This is a genomic window from Bacillus sp. N13C7 (genome assembly GCF_026790065.1).
Classification (GTDB): Bacteria; Bacillota; Bacilli; order Bacillales; family Bacillaceae; genus Bacillus.
The window spans coordinates 13,073-38,872 of the sequence record NZ_JALAMO010000004.1; the positions used below are offsets into that span (position 1 = coordinate 13,073).

At 43.6% G+C, this 25,800-nt stretch carries 21 protein-coding genes, 5 tRNA genes and 1 pseudogene; 17 read left to right on the top strand and 10 right to left on the bottom strand.

All coding sequences use genetic code 11. The features are described from left to right. Nucleotides 1-136 precede the first annotated feature (136 nt). The 8 genes from MOB98_RS03895 to MOB98_RS03930 all read right to left on the bottom strand — a co-directional run bounded on the left by MOB98_RS03895 (nt 137) and on the right by MOB98_RS03930 (nt 8,970). The gene (locus MOB98_RS03895; protein WP_268358460.1) at nt 137-1,381 is read right to left on the bottom strand and encodes an exo-beta-N-acetylmuramidase NamZ domain-containing protein; all 1,245 of its coding nucleotides are present in this window, start codon (nt 1,379-1,381) and stop codon (nt 137-139) included. A gap of 16 nt (nt 1,382-1,397) precedes the next feature. After that, nucleotides 1,398-3,326 (bottom strand): glycoside hydrolase family 3 protein, encoded by a 1,929-nt coding sequence (locus MOB98_RS03900; RefSeq protein ID WP_268358461.1) that lies wholly within the window; start codon nt 3,324-3,326, stop codon nt 1,398-1,400. Nucleotides 3,327-3,353: 27 nt separating this feature from the next. Continuing rightward, the gene (gene pbp4b / locus MOB98_RS03905) at nt 3,354-4,679 is read right to left on the bottom strand and encodes a penicillin binding protein PBP4B (protein WP_268358462.1); all 1,326 of its coding nucleotides are present in this window, start codon (nt 4,677-4,679) and stop codon (nt 3,354-3,356) included. A gap of 55 nt (nt 4,680-4,734) precedes the next feature. Continuing rightward, entirely contained in the window at nt 4,735-6,102 is a 1,368-nt protein-coding gene (locus MOB98_RS03910; protein WP_268358464.1) for a PTS transporter subunit EIIC, read from the bottom strand. A 25-nt stretch (nt 6,103-6,127) separates the two neighbouring features. Next, the gene (locus tag MOB98_RS03915; protein ID WP_268358467.1) at nt 6,128-6,979 is read right to left on the bottom strand and encodes a MurR/RpiR family transcriptional regulator; all 852 of its coding nucleotides are present in this window, start codon (nt 6,977-6,979) and stop codon (nt 6,128-6,130) included. Nucleotides 6,980-6,992: 13 nt separating this feature from the next. Beyond that, nucleotides 6,993-7,910, bottom strand: coding sequence for an N-acetylmuramic acid 6-phosphate etherase (gene murQ / locus MOB98_RS03920; protein WP_268358469.1), 918 nt, complete (start codon nt 7,908-7,910; stop codon nt 6,993-6,995). Nucleotides 7,911-8,019: 109 nt separating this feature from the next. Beyond that, nucleotides 8,020-8,502, bottom strand: a complete 483-nt coding sequence (locus tag MOB98_RS03925) for a GNAT family N-acetyltransferase (RefSeq protein WP_268358470.1) — start codon at nt 8,500-8,502, stop codon at nt 8,020-8,022. 12 nt (nt 8,503-8,514) lie between these two features. Continuing rightward, entirely contained in the window at nt 8,515-8,970 is a 456-nt protein-coding gene (locus MOB98_RS03930; protein ID WP_268358472.1) for a DUF523 domain-containing protein, read from the bottom strand. A gap of 180 nt (nt 8,971-9,150) precedes the next feature. Between MOB98_RS03930 and MOB98_RS03935 the strand changes: the two genes are divergently transcribed. From MOB98_RS03935 to MOB98_RS04020, 17 genes and pseudogenes are all read left to right on the top strand, one after another. Further along, nucleotides 9,151-9,225: transfer RNA gene (locus tag MOB98_RS03935), tRNA-Glu, on the top strand. Nucleotides 9,226-9,228: 3 nt separating this feature from the next. Continuing rightward, nucleotides 9,229-9,304 (top strand) — tRNA-Val (locus MOB98_RS03940). 4 nt (nt 9,305-9,308) lie between these two features. After that, nucleotides 9,309-9,381 (top strand) — tRNA-Thr (locus MOB98_RS03945). Between the two features lie 20 nt (nt 9,382-9,401). Beyond that, nucleotides 9,402-9,486: transfer RNA gene (locus MOB98_RS03950), tRNA-Tyr, on the top strand. Nucleotides 9,487-9,490: 4 nt separating this feature from the next. After that, nucleotides 9,491-9,562: transfer RNA gene (locus tag MOB98_RS03955), tRNA-Gln, on the top strand. A 228-nt stretch (nt 9,563-9,790) separates the two neighbouring features. Beyond that, nucleotides 9,791-10,354 (top strand): RNA polymerase sigma factor SigW, encoded by a 564-nt coding sequence (sigW, locus tag MOB98_RS03960; RefSeq protein WP_268358473.1) that lies wholly within the window; start codon nt 9,791-9,793, stop codon nt 10,352-10,354. 13 nt (nt 10,355-10,367) lie between these two features. Then, on the top strand, nt 10,368-10,994 hold the full coding sequence (gene rsiW, locus MOB98_RS03965) for an anti-sigma-W factor RsiW (RefSeq protein ID WP_268358475.1): 627 nt from the start codon (nt 10,368-10,370) through the stop codon (nt 10,992-10,994). A gap of 160 nt (nt 10,995-11,154) precedes the next feature. Next, nucleotides 11,155-11,976, top strand: a complete 822-nt coding sequence (gene cdaA / locus MOB98_RS03970; RefSeq protein ID WP_075750467.1) for a diadenylate cyclase CdaA — start codon at nt 11,155-11,157, stop codon at nt 11,974-11,976. Next, nucleotides 11,969-13,426 carry a CdaA regulatory protein CdaR gene (cdaR, locus tag MOB98_RS03975; protein ID WP_268358476.1) on the top strand — a complete coding sequence of 486 codons (1,458 nt, stop codon included), beginning with the start codon at nt 11,969-11,971 and terminating at the stop codon, nt 13,424-13,426. The genes cdaA and cdaR overlap by 8 nt, the downstream gene beginning before the upstream one ends. Nucleotides 13,427-13,443: 17 nt before the next feature. Continuing rightward, nucleotides 13,444-14,790 carry a phosphoglucosamine mutase gene (gene glmM / locus MOB98_RS03980; RefSeq protein WP_003241450.1) on the top strand — a complete coding sequence of 449 codons (1,347 nt, stop codon included), beginning with the start codon at nt 13,444-13,446 and terminating at the stop codon, nt 14,788-14,790. 432 nt (nt 14,791-15,222) lie between these two features. After that, nucleotides 15,223-17,025, top strand: coding sequence for a glutamine--fructose-6-phosphate transaminase (isomerizing) (gene glmS, locus MOB98_RS03985; RefSeq protein WP_268358477.1), 1,803 nt, complete (start codon nt 15,223-15,225; stop codon nt 17,023-17,025). 715 nt (nt 17,026-17,740) lie between these two features. Beyond that, complete coding sequence (locus tag MOB98_RS03990; RefSeq protein WP_268358479.1) at nt 17,741-19,258, top strand: NADH dehydrogenase subunit 5; 1,518 nt, start codon at nt 17,741-17,743, stop codon at nt 19,256-19,258. A gap of 14 nt (nt 19,259-19,272) precedes the next feature. Further along, nucleotides 19,273-21,885, top strand: coding sequence for a DUF2309 domain-containing protein (locus MOB98_RS03995; protein ID WP_268358480.1), 2,613 nt, complete (start codon nt 19,273-19,275; stop codon nt 21,883-21,885). A 76-nt stretch (nt 21,886-21,961) separates the two neighbouring features. Next, complete coding sequence (locus MOB98_RS04000; RefSeq protein WP_268358574.1) at nt 21,962-22,486, top strand: carbonic anhydrase; 525 nt, start codon at nt 21,962-21,964, stop codon at nt 22,484-22,486. 66 nt (nt 22,487-22,552) lie between these two features. Further along, complete coding sequence (locus MOB98_RS04005; RefSeq protein WP_268358481.1) at nt 22,553-22,843, top strand: DUF6407 family protein; 291 nt, start codon at nt 22,553-22,555, stop codon at nt 22,841-22,843. 56 nt (nt 22,844-22,899) lie between these two features. Beyond that, a complete protein-coding gene (locus tag MOB98_RS04010; protein WP_268358482.1) occupies nt 22,900-23,274 on the top strand; it encodes a DUF2294 domain-containing protein in 375 nt (124 codons plus the stop codon). Between the two features lie 457 nt (nt 23,275-23,731). After that, nucleotides 23,732-23,994 (top strand): annotated as a pseudogene (locus tag MOB98_RS04020) (hypothetical protein). Here the strand turns inward: MOB98_RS04020 and MOB98_RS04025 are convergent. After that, on the bottom strand, nt 23,979-24,749 hold the full coding sequence (locus MOB98_RS04025; protein ID WP_268358483.1) for a serine/threonine protein kinase: 771 nt from the start codon (nt 24,747-24,749) through the stop codon (nt 23,979-23,981). The pseudogene MOB98_RS04020 and the gene MOB98_RS04025 sit on opposite strands and share 16 nt — an antisense overlap. A 97-nt stretch (nt 24,750-24,846) precedes the next feature. Then, nucleotides 24,847-25,704, bottom strand: coding sequence for a hypothetical protein (locus MOB98_RS04030; protein ID WP_268358484.1), 858 nt, complete (start codon nt 25,702-25,704; stop codon nt 24,847-24,849). Nucleotides 25,705-25,800: the final 96 nt, after the last annotated feature.

A 25,800-nucleotide genomic window follows, 5' to 3' on the forward strand; every position in this document is an offset into this window, starting at 1 on the left:
GTACCAAATAAATGAAGGTTTTCCTATATAAAGAGGGTGGGTTTTTGTCATGAAAAGAACCCTTACTCAGATGTGAAAGTAAGGGTCTTTTGTTCGGTAAGAGTATGTTACACGTGTAACATACGATGCTTACGTCTTAATAGATCAGATATTTTTTTCTAGTTTTGCTGAATTGTTGGAGTGGTTTTTCATAGCTGCCTATGATGTCTTCAATAGAAGCGCCGTTTTCTATTTTTGTCCTGATCCAGCCGTTGCCTGCCAGTTTATCAAATGAACCTGTTGATAGGAACTCAAAATGTTTAGGATAGAGGTCGTGTATTGTTTTAATGAGTGACAGTCCTGTTTTTACCGCTTCAAACTTTTCTCTGTCTGTCACATAGAGCTGCACACCGTGGCAAAGCGTTCCTTGATGTTTAGAAAATGTCGGCGTAAAGGAAGCCGCCCTGAATGTCACGCCCGGCAGTTTAAGGCTGTTTAATGTTTCTTCAAGTTCTGTACTTTTGATAAAGGGAGCCCCAATCAACTCGAATGGTTTTGTCGTTCCTCGTCCTTCGGATATATTCGTTCCTTCAATCAGCCCGGTTGCAGGATAAACAAATGTGCTCTCCACCGTCGGCATGTTCGGTGACGGGAGGACGAAAGGCAGTCTGGTGTCGCCAAAATCCATTTTTCGTTTCCAGTGCTTCATTTTCACCACTGTCAGATCGGCTTTGATGCCAAATTCCTTGTTGAACAGTAAAGCCAATTCGCCTATAGTCATTCCATGCTTTAACGGAATCGGATACAGTCCGACAAATGAGGCGTACTCAGGCTCTAAGACTGGTCCTTCAACATGTGTCCCGCCTTGAGGGTTCGGGCGGTCCAGCACCATAAATGGAATGCCGTTTTCTTTAGCGGCTTCCATTGCATATGCCATTGTATAAATGTATGTGTAGTAACGAGTCCCGACATCCTGAATATCAAATATCAGAACATCGACATTTTTCAGCATCTCCGGAGTCGGTTTCTTTGTTTTTCCGTAGAGGCTGTATACGGGAATCCCGGTTTTTTCATCAATGTAAGAGCCGACTTCGTCTCCCGCCTGAGCGTCGCCGCGAACGCCATGCTCAGGGCCGAATAAAGCTGTCAATTTGATATCAGGGTTCTCGTAAAGAATATCGACACTGCTTTTTAGAGATGCGTTTACTCCGGTTGGATTGGTGATCAATCCGATTCGTTTTCCCTTTAGCTGTTTTTTATAATCCTGTAAAAGCGTGTCTATGCCGGCCTGGACTTTAGGTTTTTTGGCTGTTTTGTTCTTGTCATCGGGTGATGCTGAGGCAGCTGTTATCGTTCCGAATATCATGAGCCCTGTGAGAAAAGCAAATATTGTTTTTCTCATGTGTCCCCTCCTTATTTTAAAGCCGTTTTCCCGTTTTGATATTTAATCCGTAGCCAAATGGATAAAGGATGTCTCCCGGTTTCGTGACTGACGGAATGTCAACTGGAAGTGTGCCTTTAGGTTTTGCCTGGCCGAATATCGCCATAACTCCGGCAGGAATATTGGGTTGAAGATAACGGCCATTCGCGTATCCTTTAAAGCCGTAGACAGCAATGAGTGCCTTCGCTTCTTCAAAATTGGCGGCATCATATGGGTTGCGCAGGCTCATTAAGACAAATGGTTTGTTGTGCTGCTGCGCGGCTTTCATCACAGCTCTCGGAAATACGGTGGCCCATTTGCTTGAATCTAATATGGTGTCGTCGATGACACCGTCGTTGACGACAGGATCGTTTTTCACGACGTAGGAGCCGGTAATGATATAATCAGCCTCTTTTACTTGTCTTTCATGCTCGGCATTAAATACTTGGTTGGCAAAATTCATTTTGCTGAGAGATACGTGTTTGATTTTCTTTCGCTTGATGAGATCGCGAATGGTTTGTTCAATCGAAGCAGTTTGTTCTTCGTAAGGCGCGGCAATTAAGATTCGGCTGCCTTTTTTAGGCTTGAACGGCAGAGTGTGCTGTTCATTTTTTAATACAGTCACTGCTTTTTCAGCTATTTTTTTCTCCGTTTTTAAGTGATGCTTGCTTCCTACGATTTTCTGGGCTTTGGCTATTTTTTCTTTTAAGCTGTCGTCGTTTTGAGCCGGATATATACCGCGTTTTATTTTCAGGGAAATGATTCGTTCAACTGATTTGTTGATTTGATGTTCAGGAATGTCTCCATTTTTCACGGCTTCTTTCAATGCTTGAAGAACACGTGCGAATTTCTGTTCTTCTTTCAATGAAGTAACTGAGGCCGGCATTAATGCAATATCGACGCCGGCTTTTATGGCCATGACCACAGCCTCTTCCTGGCCGAAATGATCAGCGATTGCCTTCATATTGAGAGCATCGGTAACGATGACGCCGTTAAAGCCCATTTCTTGGCGAAGAAGTCCTGTCATCACTTTTTTCGAAAGTGTAGCCGGAACCAGAATGTCCGATCCATCGAGTTTGCTTTTGTATGTGGTATCGTCAAAGGCAGGAAATTGGACGTGTGCTGTCATCACCATATCAGCACCGGCATCGATTGCTCTTTGAAAAGGATAGAGCTCGACCTCACGAAGCCGTTCTTGATTATGGGAGACGAGCGGCAATCCGTAATGGCTGTCAACGTCCGTGTCTCCATGTCCCGGGAAATGTTTGAGAGCAGAGGCAATATCCTGCCGCTGCAATCCCTTCATCGTATATAAACCGAGTCGTGCTGTCAGTTCCCGATTGGAGCTGAAGGAACGCACGCCAATTACTGGATTATCAGGATTATTATTAATGTCCATGACGGGGCTGAAATCTGTATTAATGCCTAAGGCAGAAAGCTCCTTCCCAATGAGGGTGCCGGTCTGATAGGCGTTGATTCTGCTTCTGGCTGCACCCAGCGCCATATTCCCTGGGAAATTAGTGCCCTCCCCTAATCTCGTTACGATGCCGCCTTCCTGGTCAATGCTCAGAATCAACGGAATTTTAGGGCTTGCCTTTTGGTAAGCGTCTGTCAGCTGTACAGTTTGTTTTATTGTTTTTACATTTTCTGCAAAAAGGATGACCCCACCGAATTGATATTTCTTGATGAGGCCGGCGACTTCCTCATTCATTTCTGTAAAGGCTTGCGGAGAGGACTGGCCTTCCTTTTGCCAGTTTCTGAAATCCGGCATCAGCATCTGGCCGAGTTTCTCATCTAACGTCATGCGATTGACAATCTGCTTGGCGTCAGCTGAGCCGCTGGATGAAGCGGCTTTTGTCTGACTGGCGCCGAAAAAACATGAAAGAAAGAGGACGGCTGAAAGGATAAGCGGAAAGACTGGTTTCATGGAAATTCCCTCCTATCGTCGAATCATTCATTCCATCGCTTCATAAATCGCGGTAATGATGCTCCCGTAACTGCCTGTCGGAAATTGATCACCCTCAAACACGTTTGGATTTTCCTCTGGATTAGCAACCGGTGAATGTTTTTTATTTGTTAACAAGGCGATGCCTAAGTTGTATGCTGGATCAATGACGGTAACCGTCCCTGTCCAGCCGGTATGTCCGTAAGCATTTTTACTGGCATAAGGGCCAAACATCCATTCCATGCTTTTACTTCCGTTTCGCCGCCAGCCAAGAGCGAATGTCGGATCTGTTTCTGATGGTGAAGCAAATAAGTCAGCTGTTTTCTGATCAAATAAAGAAACGTTTCGGTAGGATCCTTTGTTTAACATAACCTGCAGCAGAATAGCCATATCATCAGCATTTGAAAACAATCCAGCATGACCAGACACGCCCCCCATTGAGTAAAACGCTTTTTCGTCATGTACTTCTCCTTGCAGTGTGTTGGTTCGGATATTAGGGAAATCAATAACGCCATCCCGGGTATTGCCCATACGTTCAGTAGCTGCGAACTGCTTCGGTTTAAAGCCTTTTTGCAGCGGATTGTACAAGGTATGCTTCAGGCCCAGCGGCTTGTAGAGCTCCTGCTCCGTGTAGACATCAAGCGGTTTGCCGGTGAGATGTTCGACAATACAGCCGAGGAGCATATAGCCGATGTCACTGTATACGTGCTTTGTCCCTGTTTCATAATCGAGCGGAATGTTCGACAAATATTCAATCGTTTTGTCCCGCTCCTGGGAATAGAACTTGCCGGCTTTTTCCGGCGTGTAAAAGTAAAAGCTTGAGGGGAGCCCTGATTGGTGCTGGAGGACATCGATGACACGAATTTTGTCTTTTCCTTTCAAGAGGTCTCCCGGCTGATCCTTGAAATCCGGCAAATAAGCAGAAACCTTTTCATAGACGTTAAGCTTTCCTTGGCTGACTAAGCGCTGCAAGGCAAAATTCGTTGCATACATTTTTGTATTTGAGGCCAAGTCAAACATTGTGCTTGATTTCATTTTTGCCGGACGGCGCAGCAGCTCTGATCCTTCATATTTTTTACTGTAGCCGTATGCTTCTTTTTTGATAATGCGGCCATCCTTCACGACGACAAGAACGGCGCCTGGAAATCCTGCTGCAATATCCCGTTCAATCATCTGATCAACCTTCCTTAGTTTCTTCGACGAGAATTGTGCAGATTCTGCATTTATGGTTTTCAGCTCAACCTGGTTGTCTGCTGTTTGCGCGAAGGTTTCATTTGGCGTCAGTAAAAATAGCGTTAAAATGGCACTGAATAAGGACAGTGTCTTTGTTTTCACACGCTTGCTCCTTTCCGTGGTTCTATCCCGTTACTATCCCTAAAACTGAAACCATTTAATCGAATTGAGAAGCCATTTCATCTTTATATCCGAATGCATAGGTTAATAAAAAGCCGGCTGCGTACGAAATAAAGAGTCCGATGATATATAGAATGATTTGCGAAGGCAGGACGAGGAAGGAAAGCGGCAGCCCTGAGACACCAATCGCAATGGTGGCTACCTGAAAATAAGCTTGAAATGCGCCGCCGATTCCAGCACCTAGGCATGCCGTCAAAAACGGACGGCCAAGTGGGAGCGTGACCCCGAAAATAAGCGGTTCACCAATGCCGAGCAGCCCCGACGGAAGACCTCCTGCGATTGCTTTTCTCAATGTAGTTTTTTTCGTTTTCATAAAGATGGCAAAGGCCGCGCCTACCTGTCCTGCGCCTCCCATAGCCAAAATAGGGAGCAGAGGATCATTGCCGATTGAATTGATCAGTTCCATGTGCACTGGCGTCAAGCCTTGATGCAGTCCAGTCACGACGAGAGGAAGGAAGGTTGCGCCCAGAATAAAGCCTGCAGCGATACCGCCGATGTCCAAGATGGACAGAAGACCGGATGTAATGGCATCAGAAATGAAGCCGCCTAAAGGCATAAATACGACATAAGTGACGATTCCGGTGATTAACAGTGAGACGGTTGGGGTGACAATGATATCGAGTGATTGAGGAATAAAACGGCGGATAAATCGTTCAGTGTAAGCAATGAATATAGCTGCGAATAGAACTCCGATCAGACCTCCCCTGCCCGGAAGAAGCTCTTCTCCGAATAAACTGATCTTTGCAATCTCCGGATTTATAATCAAGATCCCGGCCAGAGCCCCAAGAGCAGGTGTCCCGCCAAATTCTTTCGATGCGTTGATACCGACAAGGATGCCGAGATATGTGAATAACCCTGATCCGATGACTGTCAGGATAACAGCAATTTGTGATTCTGCAGAGAGCCATCCGGCTTGAATAATTGCTTTGGTAATCCCAGTAATTAAACCGGAAGCGACGAGTGCAGGAATAAGAGGGATAAAGATGCTGGCAATTTTACGTAAAAAAAGTTTAAAAGGAGTGGCGTTTTTTCGGTTGATATCGGCCTTCTTTTTAGCGGCTGCTTCTTTAACATTGACACCCTCTTCTGCTGACACGAGCTTTGAGAAAGCGGCTGTGACATGATTGACGACTCCTGTGCCGAGGATAATTTGTAAGGTTTCAGCCTCAACAACCCCTAGTACGCCGTCGAGCTCTCTTAAAGCCTGAACATCTGTTTTACTCCCATCGTAAGGCGTAATACGCAGGCGTGTCATGCAATGCGTATATGAAGAAATATTGGATTTTCCTCCGCATAGCTCAAGGATTTTCTTTGCGAGATGCTGGTAGTTATTTTCTTTGCTCATCAAAACCCCTCCCCTTCAAGATGCCTTATTTTTTCCGCATAGATTGTATGGCTGCTCTTGTTTTATCAATGTAGCCGGTTGTTTCTTCATATTGCTCGGCTGCCATACCTAGAAACAAAACATCAATCATAAAAAGCTGGGCGAGACGGGAGGAAGTGGCTGCACTTCGAAGCAGGGCTTCATTGGAATGTGCTGTGTACAATGGGACATCAGCGAGCGCGGAGACGGATGTTTGACTGAATTGTGTGAGGCTGATCGTTGTGATTCCTTTTTCCTTAGCCATGGCGAGCAGTTCAATAATTTCCTGCGTCTCTCCTGAAAATGAAATGGCGAATACGATGTCTTCCTTATCCGCGTTTGCGATTAAAGATGCCACAAGATGAGTATCTGTGAATGCAGTTGCTGGTTTATGAATACGAAGCCACTTTTGCTGGGCGTCCTTGGCAACAATACCGGAAGCGCCGACACCGATAAAATGCACGGTATGAGCTTTGAGAAGCAGAGAAACCGCTCGTTCAAGCTCTTTGTAGTCCATCAGGTCTGACGTATCCTGAATGGCTTGAATGGCATTTCCGGCCGCTTTTTCAGAAATGGAGGGCAGCGGTTCGTGGGGCGCAATGTCCCGGTAGCCTTGTAAGGAGGGCTTTGCCAGATCCCCTGCTATTCTCATTTTTAGATCTTGAAAGCCTTTTAGCCCAAGTGATTTGCAGAGTCTGATGACGGCAGCGTCACTTGAATTGGCTAAGGCGCTGATTTCACTGACAGTGCTTTCGATTGCTTTGTGGGGCTGGGTTAGGATGTAATCTGCAAGTTTACGCTCAGATGGAGGGAGCTTGTGCTTCATTGATTGGATGATTGCTAATCCGCCTGTTGCCATTCTCGGTCTCTCCTTATCTTAAATGGTAATATTCGATTGCCGTGTCTATAAAACCGTTTGCTTCATCAAGCAATGCCTTAGCCTTTTCCTGATCTGTGCTTGTTTTGAGCATGACGATTGCCGTTTTAACGTGTTGATTGGCTTGTTCTAATGTGTTTCTTGCTGTGTCGTATGAAGCGTTTGTGAGACTTTGGATGATGCTGATGGCGCGTTCTTTTAATTTTTTGTTGCTGACGTTAACGTCTACCATCAAGTTTTCGTAAACCTTGCCGATTTTGACCATGACTGCCGTGGATATCATGTTTAGAATCATTTTATGAGCGGTTGCGGCTTTCATACGTGTTGATCCTGTAATGGCCTCAGGCCCGACGACAACCTCAATGCTGTGATCCGCATCCTTACTGATGGCGGAGTTTTCATTACAGGTAAGGGCGATGGTATGTGCTCCGACTTTGCGGGCGTATGTTAGGGCGCCTGCGGCATAAGGTGTGCGTCCGCTTGCTGCAATGGCAATGACAGTGTCGTTTGGAGTGAGCTGTATGTTTTTTAGATCCTCAGCTCCGGCTTCTTCACTGTCCTCAATCCCCTCTGCTGCCTGCAAAAATGCGTTGGGGCCTCCAGCCATGATACCGATGACCTGATCTGGGTTTACGCTGTAGGTGGGAGGACATTCAACGGCATCCATCACACCGAGTCTGCCGCTAGTGCCGGCGCCTGTATATATGAGCCGGCCTCCATTTTGAAACGAGTCGCAGGCGCAATCTACGGCTATTTTGATATCGGGGAGAACCTGCTGAACGGCGGCTGCGACTTTCATATCTTCGTTGTTGATCATCTTGAGGATGCCGAGCGTGTTTGCTTTGTGGATTTCTGTTGTTTGGCTATTGCGTGATTCCGTTGTAAGACGGTGAAGATGTAATGGTTCTGACATGAGGATGCCCCCTGTTTTAACATAATATATTTCAATATTCAGTATATTCATTTCTGTTATGATATTTCAACTATGTTTTTTCGTTTTTGAAATTTTATTTCATTTGGGCCTATAAGAAATAATGAAGAATCAGCTGTTCTCCGAGAGGCCCGATTCTTCGCCGGCCTTTATCAAGGAACCCGCTTTTCATATAAAGGTGCTTTGCTCGTGAGTTTAGGTGATTGACGGCCAAGATGATTTCATCGCACCATGGAAAATAACCGCTCACAAAAGAGGGAAGCTGAAGCATTGCTTTTTTGGCATAGCCTTTTCCGTGATGCATAGCATTTAATGACAGGGAACTGAGCAGTAAAGCAAATGGGTTGTTAGAATAGGGAACAAGCGTTTCTTTTGAAGTGTGTAAAATAAAAAAACCGACTGGCAGATCGTCTTTTAAGATGACAACCGGATACCGGTCCTGTATGCCAAGGGTCTGAGTCAGCACCTCTTTTGGGAGGGAGGTAAAGCGTTTGTCATCGTTGGTTAGCGTAAATGATTGAAGCTCCTGCAAGTGTTCAGGCCTATAGAAGGATAAAGAAATGTCTTGAGTCATGTTGTGCCCTCCTTACAATATGTCATCTAGCTGGTTTTCTGAAATAACGCGGTAGCCCGCTCGTTTTAACAGTGCGGCGGTCACTCCGCTGCCGGTGATTTTTTGGCCGGAGAATGTGCCGTTATAGATAAACCTGCTTCCGCATGATGGACTGTTTTCTTTTAATATGACGGCAGAGGCATTGATTTCTTTTGCGTAAGCTAATGTTTTCGCGGCGCCTTTTATATATAATTCTGTTACATCCTCTCCTGAAGCTGTCACGATTTTCGCGGTTCCATTGAGAACATCCTCGCCGGTGCCTCCGATGATTTCCGCAGGTTCACGGGGAGTTGAGAAGCCGCCGAGAAGCTCAGGGCAAGCCATGATGGCTTTATTTTCATCGAGAAGTTTTCTGATTTTCTCTGATGCGGCATGAGAGCCGTTGTATCTGCATTCAATGCCGCCAAGGCAAGAGCTGACTAGTATCATCTTGGTTTCTCCTCTCTTGATTCGCTTGTCTCTATCATAAAAGAAATGATAAATGTTGGGGGGCTTTTTCAGTTAAAAAAGGAGTTAAAAAGTTTGAAAATAAAAAATTTAATTTTTCTCTTTACAAAGGGGTGGTAACCTGTATATAATAACTTTTGTCAGCTCGACGAGAACACAAACGGCCCGTTGGTCAAGCGGTTAAGACACCGCCCTTTCACGGCGGTAACACGGGTTCGAATCCCGTACGGGTCACCATTTGGAGGATTAGCTCAGCTGGGAGAGCATCTGCCTTACAAGCAGAGGGTCGGCGGTTCGAGCCCGTCATCCTCCACCATCTTGCCGGTGTAGCTCAATTGGTAGAGCAACTGACTTGTAATCAGTAGGTTGGGGGTTCAAGTCCTCTTGCCGGCACTCTTTTCTTACATGAATATGGAGGGGTAGCGAAGTGGCTAAACGCGGCGGACTGTAAATCCGCTCCCTCAGGGTTCGGCAGTTCGAATCTGCCCCCCTCCACCATTATTGGGCTATAGCCAAGCGGTAAGGCAACGGACTTTGACTCCGTCATGCGTTGGTTCGAATCCAGCTAGCCCAGTCACAGACACCTTTGATCAAAAGGTGTCTTTTTTTCTTTTTAAAATTATTCCAACTTCTAACTGTTCAGTCTGTATAGTAATTTTAAAAATATGTTAAGGTAGTTTATTCACGAATTACCATCTACACCCTGCCAAAAATTTGATAAACTTATTTTATAAAAAAGTTGAAACCTTTTGAAACGAAGCTCGTATACATACAGACCGGTGAAGGCAGAGGTTAGATAAATATGGAAATGATGATTAAAAAGAGAATTAAGCAAGTCAAAAAAGGCGACCAAAATGCATTTGCGGACATCGTAGATATTTACAAGGATAAAATTTATCAGCTTTGCTACCGTATGCTTGGCAATGTGCATGAGGCGGAGGATATTGCACAGGAGGCTTTCATCAGAGCGTACGTTAATATCGACAGTTTTGATATTAACCGGAAATTTTCAACTTGGCTTTATCGAATCGCAACCAATTTGACCATTGATCGCATTCGCAAAAAGAAGCCTGATTATTACCTCGATGCAGAGGTGGCTGGTACGGAAGGCTTGACGATGTATTCACAAATCGCCGCAGATGGGGTTTTGCCTGAAGATGCTGTTGTATCGCTGGAGCTCTCTAACACGATACAGCAGAAAATTTTAAAGCTTCCTGACAAATACAGAACAGTCATCGTATTAAAGTATATTGACGAACTCTCACTAGTTGAAATTGGCGAGATTCTGAACATCCCTGTGGGAACTGTAAAAACGCGGATTCACAGAGGCAGAGAGGCTCTTAGAAAACAATTAAGGGATCTTTAAGTGGGGTGATGAAATGGGCTGTCCAGAACAAATTGTGCAGCTTATGCATATGCATCTTGATGGAGATATCCCTCCAAAAGATGAACAGGTATTAAAGGAACATCTTGAGACATGCGAGAAATGCAAAAAGCATTTTTATGAGATGGAAAAATCCATAGCGCTCGTCCGGAGCACATCGCATGTTGAAGCCCCCGCGAATTTTACCGCTAACGTCATGGCGAAATTGCCTAAGGAGAAGAAAAGAGCTTCTGTGAAAAGATGGTTCAGATCCCATCCCGTTATCGCAGCTGCTGCGGTATTCATCATTTTGATGGGCGGAGGTTTTTTAAACAGCTGGCATAATGACCACAATTTCAGCGTGTCCAAGCAGCCGAATCTTGTGGTGCATAACAATACTGTGATCGTGCCTGAAGGTGAGACGGTCAAAGGTGATGTCACTGTCAAAAACGGCAAGCTGATTATTAAAGGAAAAATAGACGGGGATGTAACCGTCGTAAACGGCGAAAAGTATATGGCCTCTGCTGGACAAGTCACCGGTCAGATTGAAGAAATCAATGAGTTATTCGACTGGACATGGTACAAAATGAAGTCTGCGGGGAAAAGTGTACTTAGTGCATTAGATCCGAACGGAAAAGAGTAAAGCGTATCAGCGCTTTGCTCTTTTTTTTGCGTGCTGAAAGGGCTGGCACATTTCACTTGCTAAATTGAAATGTGGTATAATGGGCTCGCTATGTAAAGTACATATGCGTAACACGTAAAACAAACATTACGAAATGACTGAATTCTTGGAGGACGAGGAAATGGCTTTTGAGGATATCCCTTTTTTGCAGTACCTCGGCAATGCCGTTGATATTCTCCTTGTTTGGTATGTGATATATAAACTGATTATGGTGATACGCGGCACGAAAGCGGTTCAGCTGTTAAAAGGAATTGTCGTGATCGTGCTTGTCCGTATGGCCAGCCAATATTTGGGCCTCAGCACACTTCAATGGCTGATGGACCAAGCGATAACATGGGGATTTTTAGCAATTATTATTATCTTTCAGCCTGAGCTGAGAAGAGCGCTTGAACAGCTTGGCCGCGGCCGCTTTTTTTCAAGGAGCGGCACGCCTGTAGAGGAAGCGCAGCAGAAAACGATTGAGGCCATTGCAAAAGCGATTAATTATATGGCAAAACGCCGTATAGGCGCCCTGCTGACCATTGAGCGGGATACCGGAATGGGAGATTATATTGAGACCGGCATCCCATTGAATGCCAAAGTCAGCTCTGAGCTGCTGATCAATATTTTTATTCCGAACACCCCGCTTCATGACGGTGCGGTGATTATGAAGAATAATGAAATTGCCGCTGCAGCCTGTTATCTGCCGCTTTCGGAGAGCCCGTTTATTTCAAAAGAACTGGGTACACGGCACAGAGCGGCTGTCGGCATCAGTGAAGTAACGGACAGTTTGACGATTATTGTGTCTGAAGAGACCGGCGGCGTCAGTGTGGCGAAGAACGGCGACCTTCACAGAGAGCTGACGGAAGAAGCACTGAAAGAAATGCTTGAAGCCGAGTTTAAGAAAAACACCAGAGACACTTCTTCTAATCGCTGGTATTGGAGGGGCAAGAAAAATGGATAAATTCTTAAACAACCGCTGGGCTGTGAAAATCATTGCGCTGCTTTTCGCGCTCTTGCTTTATGTGGCGGTTAACAGCAATCAAGCACCGACTCCGAAAAAACCGGGTGAATCTTTCTTTCCGACATCAACAACTGATGAAGCAACACTGACCGATATTCCGGTCAAAGCGTATTATGATGACGAAAATTACGTCGTGACAGGTGTACCGCAAACGGTAAATGTCACGATAAAAGGTTCGACAAGCGCCGTGAAAAAGGCTAGGCAGACCAAGAACTTCGAAATATATGCCGATATGGAACATTTGAAAACCGGCACACATAAGGTCGAGCTTAAGGCCAAAAATGTGTCGGATGGGCTGACAATCTCAATCAACCCGTCTGTTACGACAGTAACCATTCAAGAACGGACGACCAAAAGCTTTCCCGTAGAGGTGGAATACTACAATAAAAGCAAAATGAAAAAAGGCTATTCTCCGGAGCAGCCGATTGTCAGTCCGAAAAATGTGCAGATTACAGGATCTAAAAATGTGATCGATAATATTTCACTTGTCAAAGCTTCAGTGAACCTGGAAAACGCAGATGAAACGATTGAAAAGGAAGCGAAAGTGACTGTCTATGATAAAGATGGAAACGCGCTTCCTGTCGATGTGGAGCCCTCGGTCATCAAGATTACCGTCCCGGTGACAAGCCCGAGTAAAAAAGTGCCCTTTAAAATTGAACGGACAGGAAGCCTTCCTGACGGTGTCAGCATAGCAAATATAGAATCCAGCCCCAGCGAGGTAACAGTTTACGGCTCGCAGGATGTGTTGGATTCTCTTGAATTTATTGACGGCGTCAGCTTAGATTTAAGCAAGATCACCAAGGATTCCGATATCGAGGCAGATATCCCGCTTCCTGACGGCGTCAAAAAGATCTCTCCGTCAAAAGTGACTTTGCATATTGAAGTGGATAGTGAAGCGGATCAGAAGTTTGAGAATGTCCCTATTAAGACTGTAGGGCTGGGCAGCTCGCAAAACATTGATTTTCTTGATCCGGAAACACAAGCGATAGACGTGACAGCTAAAGGCTCTCCCGCCAACATAAAAAAACTGAAAAAATCAGATATTGAATTGTATGTGAATGTTTCAGATTTAGATGACGGTGAGCATAGCGTGAAGCTTGAAGTAAACGGACCACAGAATGTAACCTGGTCTTTGGGGCAGAAAAACGCCAAAATTAAGCTGACGTCCAAAAAAAGCAATACATCGACTAATGATAACAGCAGCAATACATCTGGAAACCAGGATGACACAGATAAGCAGCAAACAAATGATCAAGATAACAAGCAGCAAGAAGATACAACGAACACTGATAAAGACAGCAATGATCAAAAACAAGACGAAAATAAAGATCAAAACCAAGATCAGGATGAGGACGAATCCACTGCGGATTCACAATCTTCATCGGAATAAAAAGGAGCGATTATAATATGGGCAAGTATTTTGGAACAGACGGTGTAAGAGGTGTCGCCAATAGTGAGCTTACACCTGAGCTGGCCTTTAAAGTCGGACGTTTCGGCGGTTATGTGCTCACAAAAGACAAACAACGTCCAAAAGTGCTGATAGGCCGCGATACACGGATCTCCGGCCATATGCTGGAGGGAGCCCTTGTCGCCGGACTTTTATCCATTGGCGCTGAAGTCATGCGTCTGGGTGTCATTTCAACACCTGGTGTCTCCTATTTAACAAAAGCGATGGATGCAGAGGCAGGCGTCATGATTTCTGCTTCTCATAACCCAGTGCAGGATAACGGAATCAAGTTCTTCGGCGGAGACGGATTTAAGCTTTCTGATGAACAGGAGGCTGAAATTGAGCGCCTGATGGATGAACCGGAGGATAAGCTGCCAAGACCGGTCGGAGCCGATCTAGGGCTTGTAAACGACTATTTTGAAGGCGGCCAAAAATACCTGCAATTCTTAAAACAGACAGCTGATGAAGATTTCACAGGCATTCATGTGGCGCTTGACTGCGCTCATGGCGCAACTTCGTCCTTGGCAACACACCTGTTTGCTGATTTAGATGCAGATGTTTCAACAATGGGAACTTCTCCGAACGGATTAAACATTAATGACGGCGTTGGATCAACTCATCCGGAAGCGCTCAGCGCGTTTGTCAAAGAGAAAAACGCTGATCTCGGCCTTGCGTTCGACGGTGACGGCGACCGCCTGATTGCGGTCGATGAAAAAGGAAATATTGTTGACGGCGACCAAATCATGTACATATGCTCAAAACACCTAAAATCGGAGGGCCGATTAAAGGATGATACAGTGGTTTCAACCGTGATGAGCAACCTTGGCTTCTATAAGGCACTCGAAAAAGAAGGCATCAAAAGCGTACAGACAGCTGTCGGCGACCGCTACGTAGTAGAAGCGATGAAAAAAGACGGCTACAATGTCGGCGGAGAGCAGTCAGGGCATCTAATATTCCTTGATTACAACACGACAGGGGACGGGTTATTGTCTGCAATTATGCTGATGAACACATTGAAAGCGACAGGCAAGCCACTGTCAGAGCTTGCAGCAGAAATGCAGAAGTTCCCGCAGCTGTTAGTGAATGTAAGAGTAACTGATAAATATAAAGTTGAAGAAAACGAAAAAGTAAAAGCTGTTATTTCTGAAGTTGAAAAAGAAATGAACGGCGACGGCCGGATTTTGGTTCGCCCTTCAGGCACTGAACCGCTTGTCCGTGTCATGGCTGAAGCGAAGACGAAAGAGCTGTGCGATGAATATGTCAATCGCATTGCTGAAGTCGTCCGGTCAGAAATGGGATTGGAATAACGAAGTCTATTAACAGAGAGCGAACAAGACAAGCGAGGCTTACATATGATAATTGTGAAACATGCGGCAAAGTTGTTTAAAAAACAATTGACCGTTCATGGAACATGCTGTAAAATCAAGCTTGTCTTGTTCTTATTTTCTCTGAGGAAGAAAAGACGGGATTATTGTTTCATCTATAATTATAGCGCCCGAACTAAGCGCCCGGAAAAAGGCTTAGTTGACGAGGATGGAGGTTATCGAATTTTCGGCGGATGCCTCCCGGCTGAGTATACAGATCACAGCCGTAAGGATTTCTTCAAACCAAGGGGGTGACTCCTTGAACAAAGAGAAATCGCATGATCTTCCAAAAAACATGTAGGAGGGGACGATTGAAAGTCCCCTTGAAATTTGACTTTCTTCGTCTCCTTTTACAATCTTAGGAGGAAGAAAAATATGTGTGGAATCGTAGGTTATATCGGTCAGCTTGATGCGAAGGAAATTTTACTGAAAGGGTTAGAAAAGCTTGAGTACCGCGGATATGACTCTGCTGGTATTGCTGTTGCCAACGAACAGGGAATCCATGTGTTCAAAGAAAAAGGACGCATCGCGGATCTTCGTGAAGTTGTGGACGCCAATGTAGAAGCGAAAGCTGGAATTGGCCATACTCGCTGGGCAACACACGGCGAACCAAGCTATCTGAACGCTCACCCGCATCAAAGTGCACTGGGCCGCTTTACACTTGTTCATAACGGCGTGATCGAGAACTATGTTCAGCTGAAGCAAGAGTATTTGCAAGATGTAGAGCTCAAAAGTGACACCGATACAGAAGTAGTCGTTCAAGTAATCGAGCAATTCGTCAATGGAGGACTTGAGACAGAAGAAGCGTTCCGCAAAACACTTACACTGTTAAAAGGCTCTTATGCAATTGCTTTATTCGACAACGAAAACAGAGAAACGATTTTTGTAGCGAAAAACAAAAGCCCTCTATTAGTCGGTCTTGGAGATACATTCAACGTCGTAGCATCTGATGCGATGGCGATGCTTCAAGTAACCAACGAATACGTAGAGCTGATGGATAAAGAAATGGTCATCGTCACTGATGATCAAGTCGTCATCAAAAACCTTGATGGTGACGTGATTACACGTGCGTCTTATATTGCTGAGCTGGATGCCAGTGATATCGAAAAAGGCACGTACCCTCACTACATGTTGAAAGAAACGGATGAGCAGCCTGTTGTCATGCGCAAAATCATCCAAACGTATCAAGATGAAAACGGCAAACTGTCTGTGCCTGGCGATATCGCTGCCGCTGTAGCGGAGGCGGACCGCATCTATATCATTGGCTGCGGAACAAGCTACCACGCAGGACTTGTCGGTAAACAATATATTGAAATGTGGGCAAACGTGCCGGTTGAAGTGCATGTAGCGAGTGAATTCTCCTACAACATGCCGCTTCTGTCTAAGAAACCGCTCTTCATTTTCCTTTCTCAAAGCGGAGAAACAGCAGACAGCCGCGCGGTTCTTGTTCAAGTCAAAGCGCTCGGACATAAAGCACTCACAATCACAAACGTGCCGGGATCAACGCTTTCCCGTGAAGCTGACTACACATTGCTGCTTCATGCAGGTCCTGAAATTGCTGTTGCGTCAACAAAAGCATACACTGCACAAATCGCAGTTCTGGCGGTTCTTGCATCTGTAGCTGCTGACAAAAACGGCATTGATATCGGATTTGACCTTGTCAAAGAACTCGGTATCGCTGCGAACGCCATGGAAGCCCTTTGCGACCAGAAAGACGAATTGGAAATGATTGCCCGTGAATACCTGACTGTAGCCAGAAACGCTTTCTTCATCGGACGCGGCCTTGACTACTTCGTATGTGTCGAAGGCGCACTGAAGCTGAAAGAGATTTCTTACATCCAGGCAGAAGGCTTTGCCGGCGGAGAGCTGAAGCACGGTACGATTGCTTTGATCGAACAAGGAACACCAGTATTCGCACTGGCAACACAAGAGCACGTAAACCTAAGCATCCGCGGAAACGTCAAAGAAGTTGCCGCTCGCGGAGCAAACACATGCATTATCTCACTGAAAGGCCTAGACGATGCGGATGACAGATTCGTACTGCCGGAAGTAAACCCAGCGCTTGCTCCGTTGGTATCTGTTGTTCCACTGCAGCTGATCGCATACTATGCTGCGCTGCATCGCGGTTGTGATGTTGATAAACCGCGTAACCTTGCGAAGAGTGTTACTGTGGAGTAAAAATGTTAACCCCTTTGGTTATTTAGCCAAAGGGGTTTTTATGATTTTGTATGAAAGAAATCCAAGAGAAATTTTATAATTAAAGTGTGTAAAAATTTAAATTGCCAACTATAAGTAAATACTGGTTCAAAGAAATTAGAATGATAGATTTCACCTGCCTTAGTAAAGATTATATCTTCAAAGGGAAAAAGGATTGATACTTCATTCTTCGTTTTCCAACATGTAGGTTTGAATTCACTGTATAAAATATGATGTTTTTATTGACAACATTTAAAATTTAGCTTATCTTATTACATAACTCCATAATCGGTGTTACTGTTATTTTTCCTTTTAAAAGAAATAGGCCTTTAGCATTCTTTTAATATTTAATTATAAATCTTGACTGAATGAAAAAGTACCCTAATTTAAAAAGGAAGAGTAACATAAATCCTTTTATTTCATAGTTTTAAACGATGATTCCCTTAGGGAAGTTAAAACATAGCATAAAGCCCAATAATAAGGCAGCACTTCAAAAAACTTCGCAGGGAGTTAGTTGAAATGAAGCCGACAATTTTCAAGATTCAATGATCTACCATAATCATTGAAATTTTGAGGTTGTCGGCTTTTTTGTTGGAAAAAAATAGAGATAAATAAAAATTGAAATAAATCATAGAAAATATGATCTGATTGAAAGGTCTTTTGAGCAATAACGAGATTTAAAAAAGGAGAAGTTAGAATGTTAGTTTCGCTGAGTTTGTCATCATTATTAACATTATTTTTTATGACGCTTATTGCTTCTGGGATAAGCGGACTATTGTTTTTACATCCACGCGTACCCTTGAGTTATGTCCGCATTCATATTGGTATCTTGGCTTTACCGCCTTTGGTTTCCTTAGTGAATCTTGCCAATAGGGGTGTGGAAGGAAATGTTGGCCCTTGGTACTTCGATTCCTTAGCTTGGTTAATGACTTTCTTTGTCCTTGCAATTGGTTTCATCATTCAGCGTTTTTCTGTACGTTACTTAATGGGAGACAAGTCTTATCGAAAATATTTTACGCTTTTTACTTTTACTACAGGCGCTGCTTCAATTGCATGGTTAAGCGGTGATCTCCGCTTGATGGTTATTTCTTGGGGGGCAACTCTTGTCGGCTTAATTTTACTAATAAGGTTAAACAGTGCTTGGCAGGTAGCCAGTGAGGCAGCCAAGGTTTCTGGTCGATTATTTTTGTTAAGTTGGATTTCTTTGTTTTTCGCGATGATATGGCTTTTTCAAGCTACAGGCCAATGGCAGTTATCATTGGTTTTAACAAATGAAAGCTTAGCCCAACTGGAGGTATGGGAGAAAACTGGGATTGGTTTATTGATTGTATTAGCAGTGATCATTCCTGCGGCTCAATGGCCATTCCATAGATGGTTGATTGAGTCTATTGTTGCTCCAACTCCTGTTTCTGCGGTTATGCACGCAGGTTTAGTCAATGCCGGCGGAATTATACTAACTCGGTTTTCACCACTATTTAATGGCGGCATCGCTTCGATTATCTTACTTCTGCTTGCCAGCATTTCTGTATTGATTGGAACCGGCATTAGTTTAGTCCAGGTTGATTATAAACGCCAGTTAGTAGGCTCCACGATTGGACAAATGGGGTTCATGCTCATTCAGTGCGCATTAGGAGCCTATATCGCAGCCATTATTCATCTTATTTTACATGGGTTATTCAAAGCTACGTTGTTTTTACAGGCTGGTTCAGCCGTACGGCGTCATGAAGGATCGGCTCGGGCTAATGAAGGAACATCCTATTTGTGGATCATGGCTGGCCGGATTTTATCCTTAGTTATAGGCGTTGCTTTTTGGCTCGCTGCACCTGGAGAGGGGTATCAATTAATCAGTGCGCTGATCTTAGGGTGGTCATTGTCCGTTTCTTGGACTCAGCTTGTTGCTTTTGGAGAGGGAAGAATTGGCCGAATTGTCGGCTTCATCTTTTTAGGAGGGGCAGCCCTCGTCTATTTTATGATTCATAACCTCTTCTATGAGTGGCTGCATACAACCGTTTTTCAAAGTGTTCAACCGCCAATGGCGGCTGTCATCATTGTTGGATGTCTCTTGCTATTTGGCAGTGCTTTAGGTACATGGGTTGCTCGTCATCGTTCTTCAGTTCTCTCCACGGTAATCTATCTTTGGTTAATTCGATTAGGTGAAGCAAAACCAAAGTCAGTAGAGAGTCACCCAGACTACCTTAAACAATATATTTCATAAGGAGCTAATCTGAGATGGGCATTACATCCGTATTAACAAAAGAAAATGCAAAAAAAATAGATACAGATATTGATGTTCAAGAAAGAGATCTTACCGATTTAATCACATCTGCCAGCAGAGTGATTGCGCCACTTTGGCCTATTTCTACATTTGCTGCGCGTAATCCGTGGATGGGACTTGAAAACCAGCCTTTTGATCAGGTTGCTAGTTGGTTGAAACATACTCGTGATGTTGATATATACCCAAGTGCGTCTATGATCCGTTCAGCAAAGAATAAAGGCGAGATTGATGAAGACTTTGTGGAAATGGGGCTGCAGCGTTGGCTTGATTCACATTCCTTTCATATCCCGCGGGACGTGGCAGAGCGATTTTGCCATGCTGCATTAAAGTTAGATCCCCTGCCTTCCGACCTTTTATCATCACATGAGCTGGAGAAATTAGTAAGTGAATGCAGTGGATTGGATCATATCAAGAATGTTTTTATGCAGCCACTAAGTTCGTATATAGAGAATCAAAATGGTGAACGGCTAGTCAATATACTTGATCATCATGTCATTAAGTGGAGCAAATTATATCTTGATGACTCTCAAGCAGGCTGGACAATGCCCAATCGTGAGGAAGGTTTTTATCGTGCCTGGCAGCATCTCATTCAATATGATCCTGCACTTAGTAAAAAGCAGCGTGAAAGGTTAAAAGGTTGGCCGCAAGAGGCACATTTGGCTTTACAAGAAGCGTTATTCGCACTAGGAATCCCAGAATCAGAATTCCAGACTTATCTTGAAGGTCATTTACTTTCCTTACCTGGATGGGCAGGGATGATGCTTTGGCGCTCCCAACAATCGAGCCATGAACATTCACTCCTGACAGATTATTTAGCGGTCCGAATATCCATGGAGTGGGCTCTTATAAAGCCATATTTACCTATTAATAATGAACGATTTGAGAATAAAATTTCAATTGCTCCCCTTATTACAGCTTGGATTCATTGGGGTGGGCTGACACTAGAGGAATGGACTCAGATGCCGGCCAGTGAACAAAACGAATATTTATCATTTGCCTACAGCTTTGATGAGAAACTTTGCAGGAAACTTTGGTTAGAAGCTTGGGAACAAACATACACTGATCGATTAAGCCAGAAGATCATCTCGAAACAACGTGAAACCGGTAAAAAATCCGCATTAGCTCAATTGGCATTCTGCATCGATGTACGATCAGAGCCTTTTCGTCGTCATCTAGAAAAAGAAGGTCCGTTTGAAACGATTGGCATCGCTGGTTTCTTCGGGGTGCCGATTGCAACTTGTGAACTTGGCAGTAAACACAGTCATGCCTCCTTGCCAATCATACAAAAACCGCAAAACAAAATAAAAGAGCTCGCAGATGAGGATGCATTCAAACAATACAATCAACGGAAGCATGCAGTTCAGTCGTTAAGCTATACATTTAAAACGATGAAACAGAATGTGCTTTCAAGCTTACTTCTGCCTGAGCTAAGCGGGCCTTGGCTTACTCTGCAAATGGCAGCACGCAGCTTTGTGCCAAGAAAAGCGGGCCGTTTCATCCGTAATCTCCGTGAGGCTTGGTTGCGCAAACCTGATACAAAACTCTCGCTTCATCATGATGATACAGATGCGGAAATACCTGTGGGTTTTACTGAAGAAGAAAAAGTGAACTATGCTCGCCAAGCTTTAAAAATGATGGGGTTAACTGAGAATTTCGCACCATTGGTCGTGATATGCGGGCATGGCAGTCAAAGTACCAATAATCCTTATACGGCAGCCCTTGATTGTGGCGCCTGCGGTGGGGCAGCCGGTGGATTCAATGCAAGAGTTTTAGCTGCTTTATGTAACCTTTCAGAGGTAAGAGAAGCTCTGTTGACTGAAGGAATTAAAATCCCTAAGGATACGGTGTTCGCTGCCGCTGAACATAATACAACGGTGGATGAATTACATTGGATTTATGTTCCAGAGCTTTCTGAAGCTGCACAAGAAGCATTTGATCGCATTGAAGCTGTTATGCCGAAAGTGAAACATCATGCAAATGCAGAACGTCTAGCCCAATTACCGAATGTCCAGTCTAAACTTAAAAATCCGAAGGCAGAGGCACACCGATTTGCGGAGGATTGGAGTGAGATACGTCCGGAATGGGGACTGGCCCGTAATGCCGCTTTTATTATCGGCCAACGTGAACTAACGGAGGATTGTGATTTGGAGGGAAGAGCCTTCCTTCATAATTATGATTGGAAGCAGGACGAAAGCGGCGAACTCCTAGCAAATATTATTGCAGGACCTGGAACTGTGGCCCAATGGATTAATTTACAATATTACGCATCAACGGTAGCACCTCATTATTATGGCAGCGGAAATAAAGCCACTCAAACTGTTACAGCAGGTCTTGGCGTTATGCAGGGGAATGCAAGTGACTTGTTAGCCGGACTGCCGTGGCAATCCGTCATGAAATCAGATCAAGAGGTTTATCATTCTCCTCTTCGTTTGTTAATTGTCATCCAAGCACCTAGAGAATATGTCGAACGGTTATTAAATCATGACTCAGTATTTCTCCAAAAAGTTCAAAATGGATGGGTCCGACTGGCTAGTATTGATCCAGAAGGATGTTGGGAAAGATGGTAATGATGAAACTAAACAATTATCAAATGGATTTGTTACTCAATATAAAAATGAAAAACATAAAGAAGAGGTGGGCTATATGAATGGAAATCAAAATAAAAAAGTATTATTTTTGACGGACATTGAAAACGGCTTGGAGCCTATTTTACAAGAAGTGACGAACACTCCAGCAGAACATATGTTGACTATACAAAGCTATGGTGCCGGTATCTCACACCCTTATGGAGAAATCATGAGGTCTGTTATTTTTGCGATTTACCAGGAAGATGTTGAGGAGATTTTTGTAGTAGGAACAAAAGATAAGAGGACCTCTACAGGTAATGGACTAACTCAACTGGAAACAATGAAAGATAAAATACAAACATTGGATTATCTATTTCAAAACTGCAGGCCTGAATTTTTAGGTGGTACGGTTGATGAATGGCTAAATGAAAATAATACTAGTATTGAAAAAAGTGTTGATATCATTCGTCAGCATCCACTAGTGCCGTCATATGTGAAAGTCAGAGGTTTACTCGTTCATCATAAGGATGGAAAAGCCTCAATTGTGGAGATTCCTGATGTTAAAACAGGTCAAGCCCTACCAGATCATTGCTTGTCATGATGTAATAAAGATTCAGCTTCTAAATGCGCCCATTTATGGAGATAGAAGCAGTTCTAAGGAGATTGTATGAACGCTAATTTAACTGATTTTGTAACGAAAACAATAGAGGAAATGAGCTCGTTTGATCGTGACAACATGGAATGTATAAAAAAAGTAATTAGAAAAGCAATCGATAGTTATCATTTAAAATCCTATGAAGAGGTTGAGGAAACCCACTTAGGAAGCGTTCGATTTTTGCATATCCACTCTATGATGGAAGAAAATATGTTATCCAAAATGATAGTGGTCTCAAGAAACGGTAATACTGATTTGGATATCGAAGGTGTATATGCAGGACATGTTGTAAGAGAATATTAATGAGACAAAATATCTAATAGAATATGCCAATTTTTTTGCCAGGAGATGTGTTATATATGAAAAAAACGAAGGGTTCTATTGAATCAGAGATCAGTAAGTCCATTACTCAATGGGAGAAGGATTATCTCGGGCGCGGGTCTGTCTCTGTTAAAACTGATATACTCCGGGATATGATCATCGTTAATTTAAAAGGAATTTTAACACCAGCTGAATACGCAGTTTGTGGATCAAAAGAGGGGATGTTATCTATCAAACAAACTCGTTCGGAGCTAGTTGAATCAGGAATCGAAGGTCTTAAGGATATTATCCTGACAATAACCGGAGAAGAAGTCAAAAGTTTTCATACTGATTTAAGCTCCCGGACAGGTGAAAGAGTGATGGTATTTAAATTAAATAATGATCTTGAGAAAAATCTAGAAAAGCTCTTATAATGTAAACAATGTGGTATTTATTGTGAATGAAAAAATACTGCCGCTTCTTGTGTTTTACGATTATGGCATCATTGATGATATTTTTATGCACAAACTAAGCAGACGTAAAGCGATATCTATTAATAACATACTGACTTGTTTTTCCTGAAGATTCAAGGTTTCAATTCGAAAGATAAAACATCCGCTTTTGTGTCGAGCGGATGTTTTTTTAAAATGGTTGCTGATCGATGGATCATATGAACAATTTCACATTCATTTTTACTGTAAGTCATGGAAAACATACCCGAATAGAGGGGGTTTGGGTTAAAGATTATTGAGGATATATGCCGGCTGTTTGTCATTTCGTATGAGCTGGAGACAAATGAGAGTGGCACAGGGTTCTCGTTTTCAAAAGGATGATCCCGCTGAAGTTTTTCTTTCTCCCCTAAAATATATATAATAGGAAGAAAGAAATGAGGTGATCAGCATATGTTTAAAAAAATCATCAAAACGATCAAGTACCTCTCAAGCAGCTCTAGTGACCGATATCGCAGACACCGGCATTACAGCAGCAGCCGGCGCAGACATTATCGCAGCTACAGCAGCAGCTCAGGCAAAAGAAGACACTACGATCGTTATGGCGGCAGTCATCGTTACAAACGCCGGAGCTACAGCAGCAGTTAATCCAAAAAAGTTCTTGTTCCGCTTTTGGGACAAGGGTTTTTTTATGTGACCGATTGAATGGCCCGGTTTAGATCCTCGCGAATAGAAGCGGTGTGCTGATACTCTTCATCAATGCCCAATAATTTTTTCAGCAGCAAGGTTACTTCTTTAGTCAGCGTTAATTCCTCCAGCCAGGTGCCGTTTTTCTTCTTTTTTCCTTTATATTGAGAGTACAGCAGGAATAACAGCGTTTCTCCGAGATCGAAGAAGTCATCCTGTTTTCTCACCTTTACTTCCTCTGTTTCTTCAGGAGTCAATTGTTTGGCAAGGCCGAAATCGATGAGGCAGAGCCTGCCGTCATTAATCATAATATTAGGTGTTCTGATGTCGCTGTGAAATATCAGGCGATCATGCAGGTATTCTACAATATCAAGAAGCTGTGAAATCAGCTGTAACGCCATAACCTCTGTAAATGGCTGTTTTTGAAAAAATAATAATTCCTCTATATTTTCTCCATCAAAGAACTGCATGACATAATAAGCCTGTCCGTCTATGATGAAATCATCCTTGAAGGCTGGGATTTGCGGGTGGTCAATGCTTTTGAGCAGTTTCATTTCCTGCTGGAACCGGACTCTTTCTTTTTCCTTTTTGGCTTTTGTGGGCCGCAGCTGTTTTAAGACATAAGGTGTCTGAGTATGGATATCGGTGCACAAATAAACCAAGCCATAGCCGCCCATGCCGAGGCATTCTTTAATTTTGTATTGATGATTTAGGATAACGCCGTCCTTTAGAGGGCGGTCAAAAAGTAGCTTTTTTAGCCGTTTTAATGCCATGTCTGCACTTCCCTTGGTTGTACTGATTATAGTTTATCAAAACAATTGCATTCTGGGCTAAAAATAAAAAAGAGCCGGATAACCGGCTCGGTATAAGTTAAAACTGCTTTGTGACATCGTATTCATAATCTATTTTAGCTTTTACATTACTCATCGTCGATCCAGCAGTCGCTAATGTATTATATTTAAAACTCCATACCTTTGCCACACTGAGTTGATCTGACAAAGAGATGTCATAAGACCCTGACGTTGAGCTGTTTACAAGCGCACGGCGCCATTCGTTGTTTTCGCTCGTCATGATCAGATGGCGTGTATTTCCCTGGCTTGGTGTTTGAGTGGCGGTTGTTTGTACTCTGGTTACAATGGCATCGTGCGGTATTCCGGATTGATTTGTTAAATCAGCCTTGATCACGCTGGAGTCAGAGCCTGAGGGACTAAGGCTTGTGTTTCCTTTATTTTCAGCAACGCCGCTGAATTGAAATGTTCCGCTGCCTGATTTGATTCGATCTTCAATTGAAAGAGTGAAATACATGTTCCCGGTATAGGAGCCGCGTGACACTTTCACATAGAAGGTATCCGTCGTGTTTTGGGCGTCAGCATTTGCATATATAAAAGAAGAAAACGTGTTAGGGTTGATGACTTCTGTACCTTGAGAAACAGGTGCTCTGTTCTTATTGTAAATTTCAATTTTCATCCCTGTGTATGCGCTCTGATATGTACTTCTCACGTATACTTTTTCTCCCTTATAAGCTGCAAAAGTGAAATAGGCTTCATCTTGTCCGGCTTCCAGTATCGTTGTATCGATATTCTTATATTTCCAATATCCGATCGGTGCTGCGGTATCAAAAGAATTGTTTCCTGTAATAGCTGTGACTCCGGCAGCTGATGCCGAATGCGTAAAGGCGAATAAGACAGACAGCATCATAGCAAATGGAATGAGCCATTTTTTCGCCATGCAAACAACCTCCTTTTATTTCCATCATACATATTAAAGTTCCGGGTGTAAATAAATGTTTTTTGAGGTTAATATATACATTGGCATTACCGATAA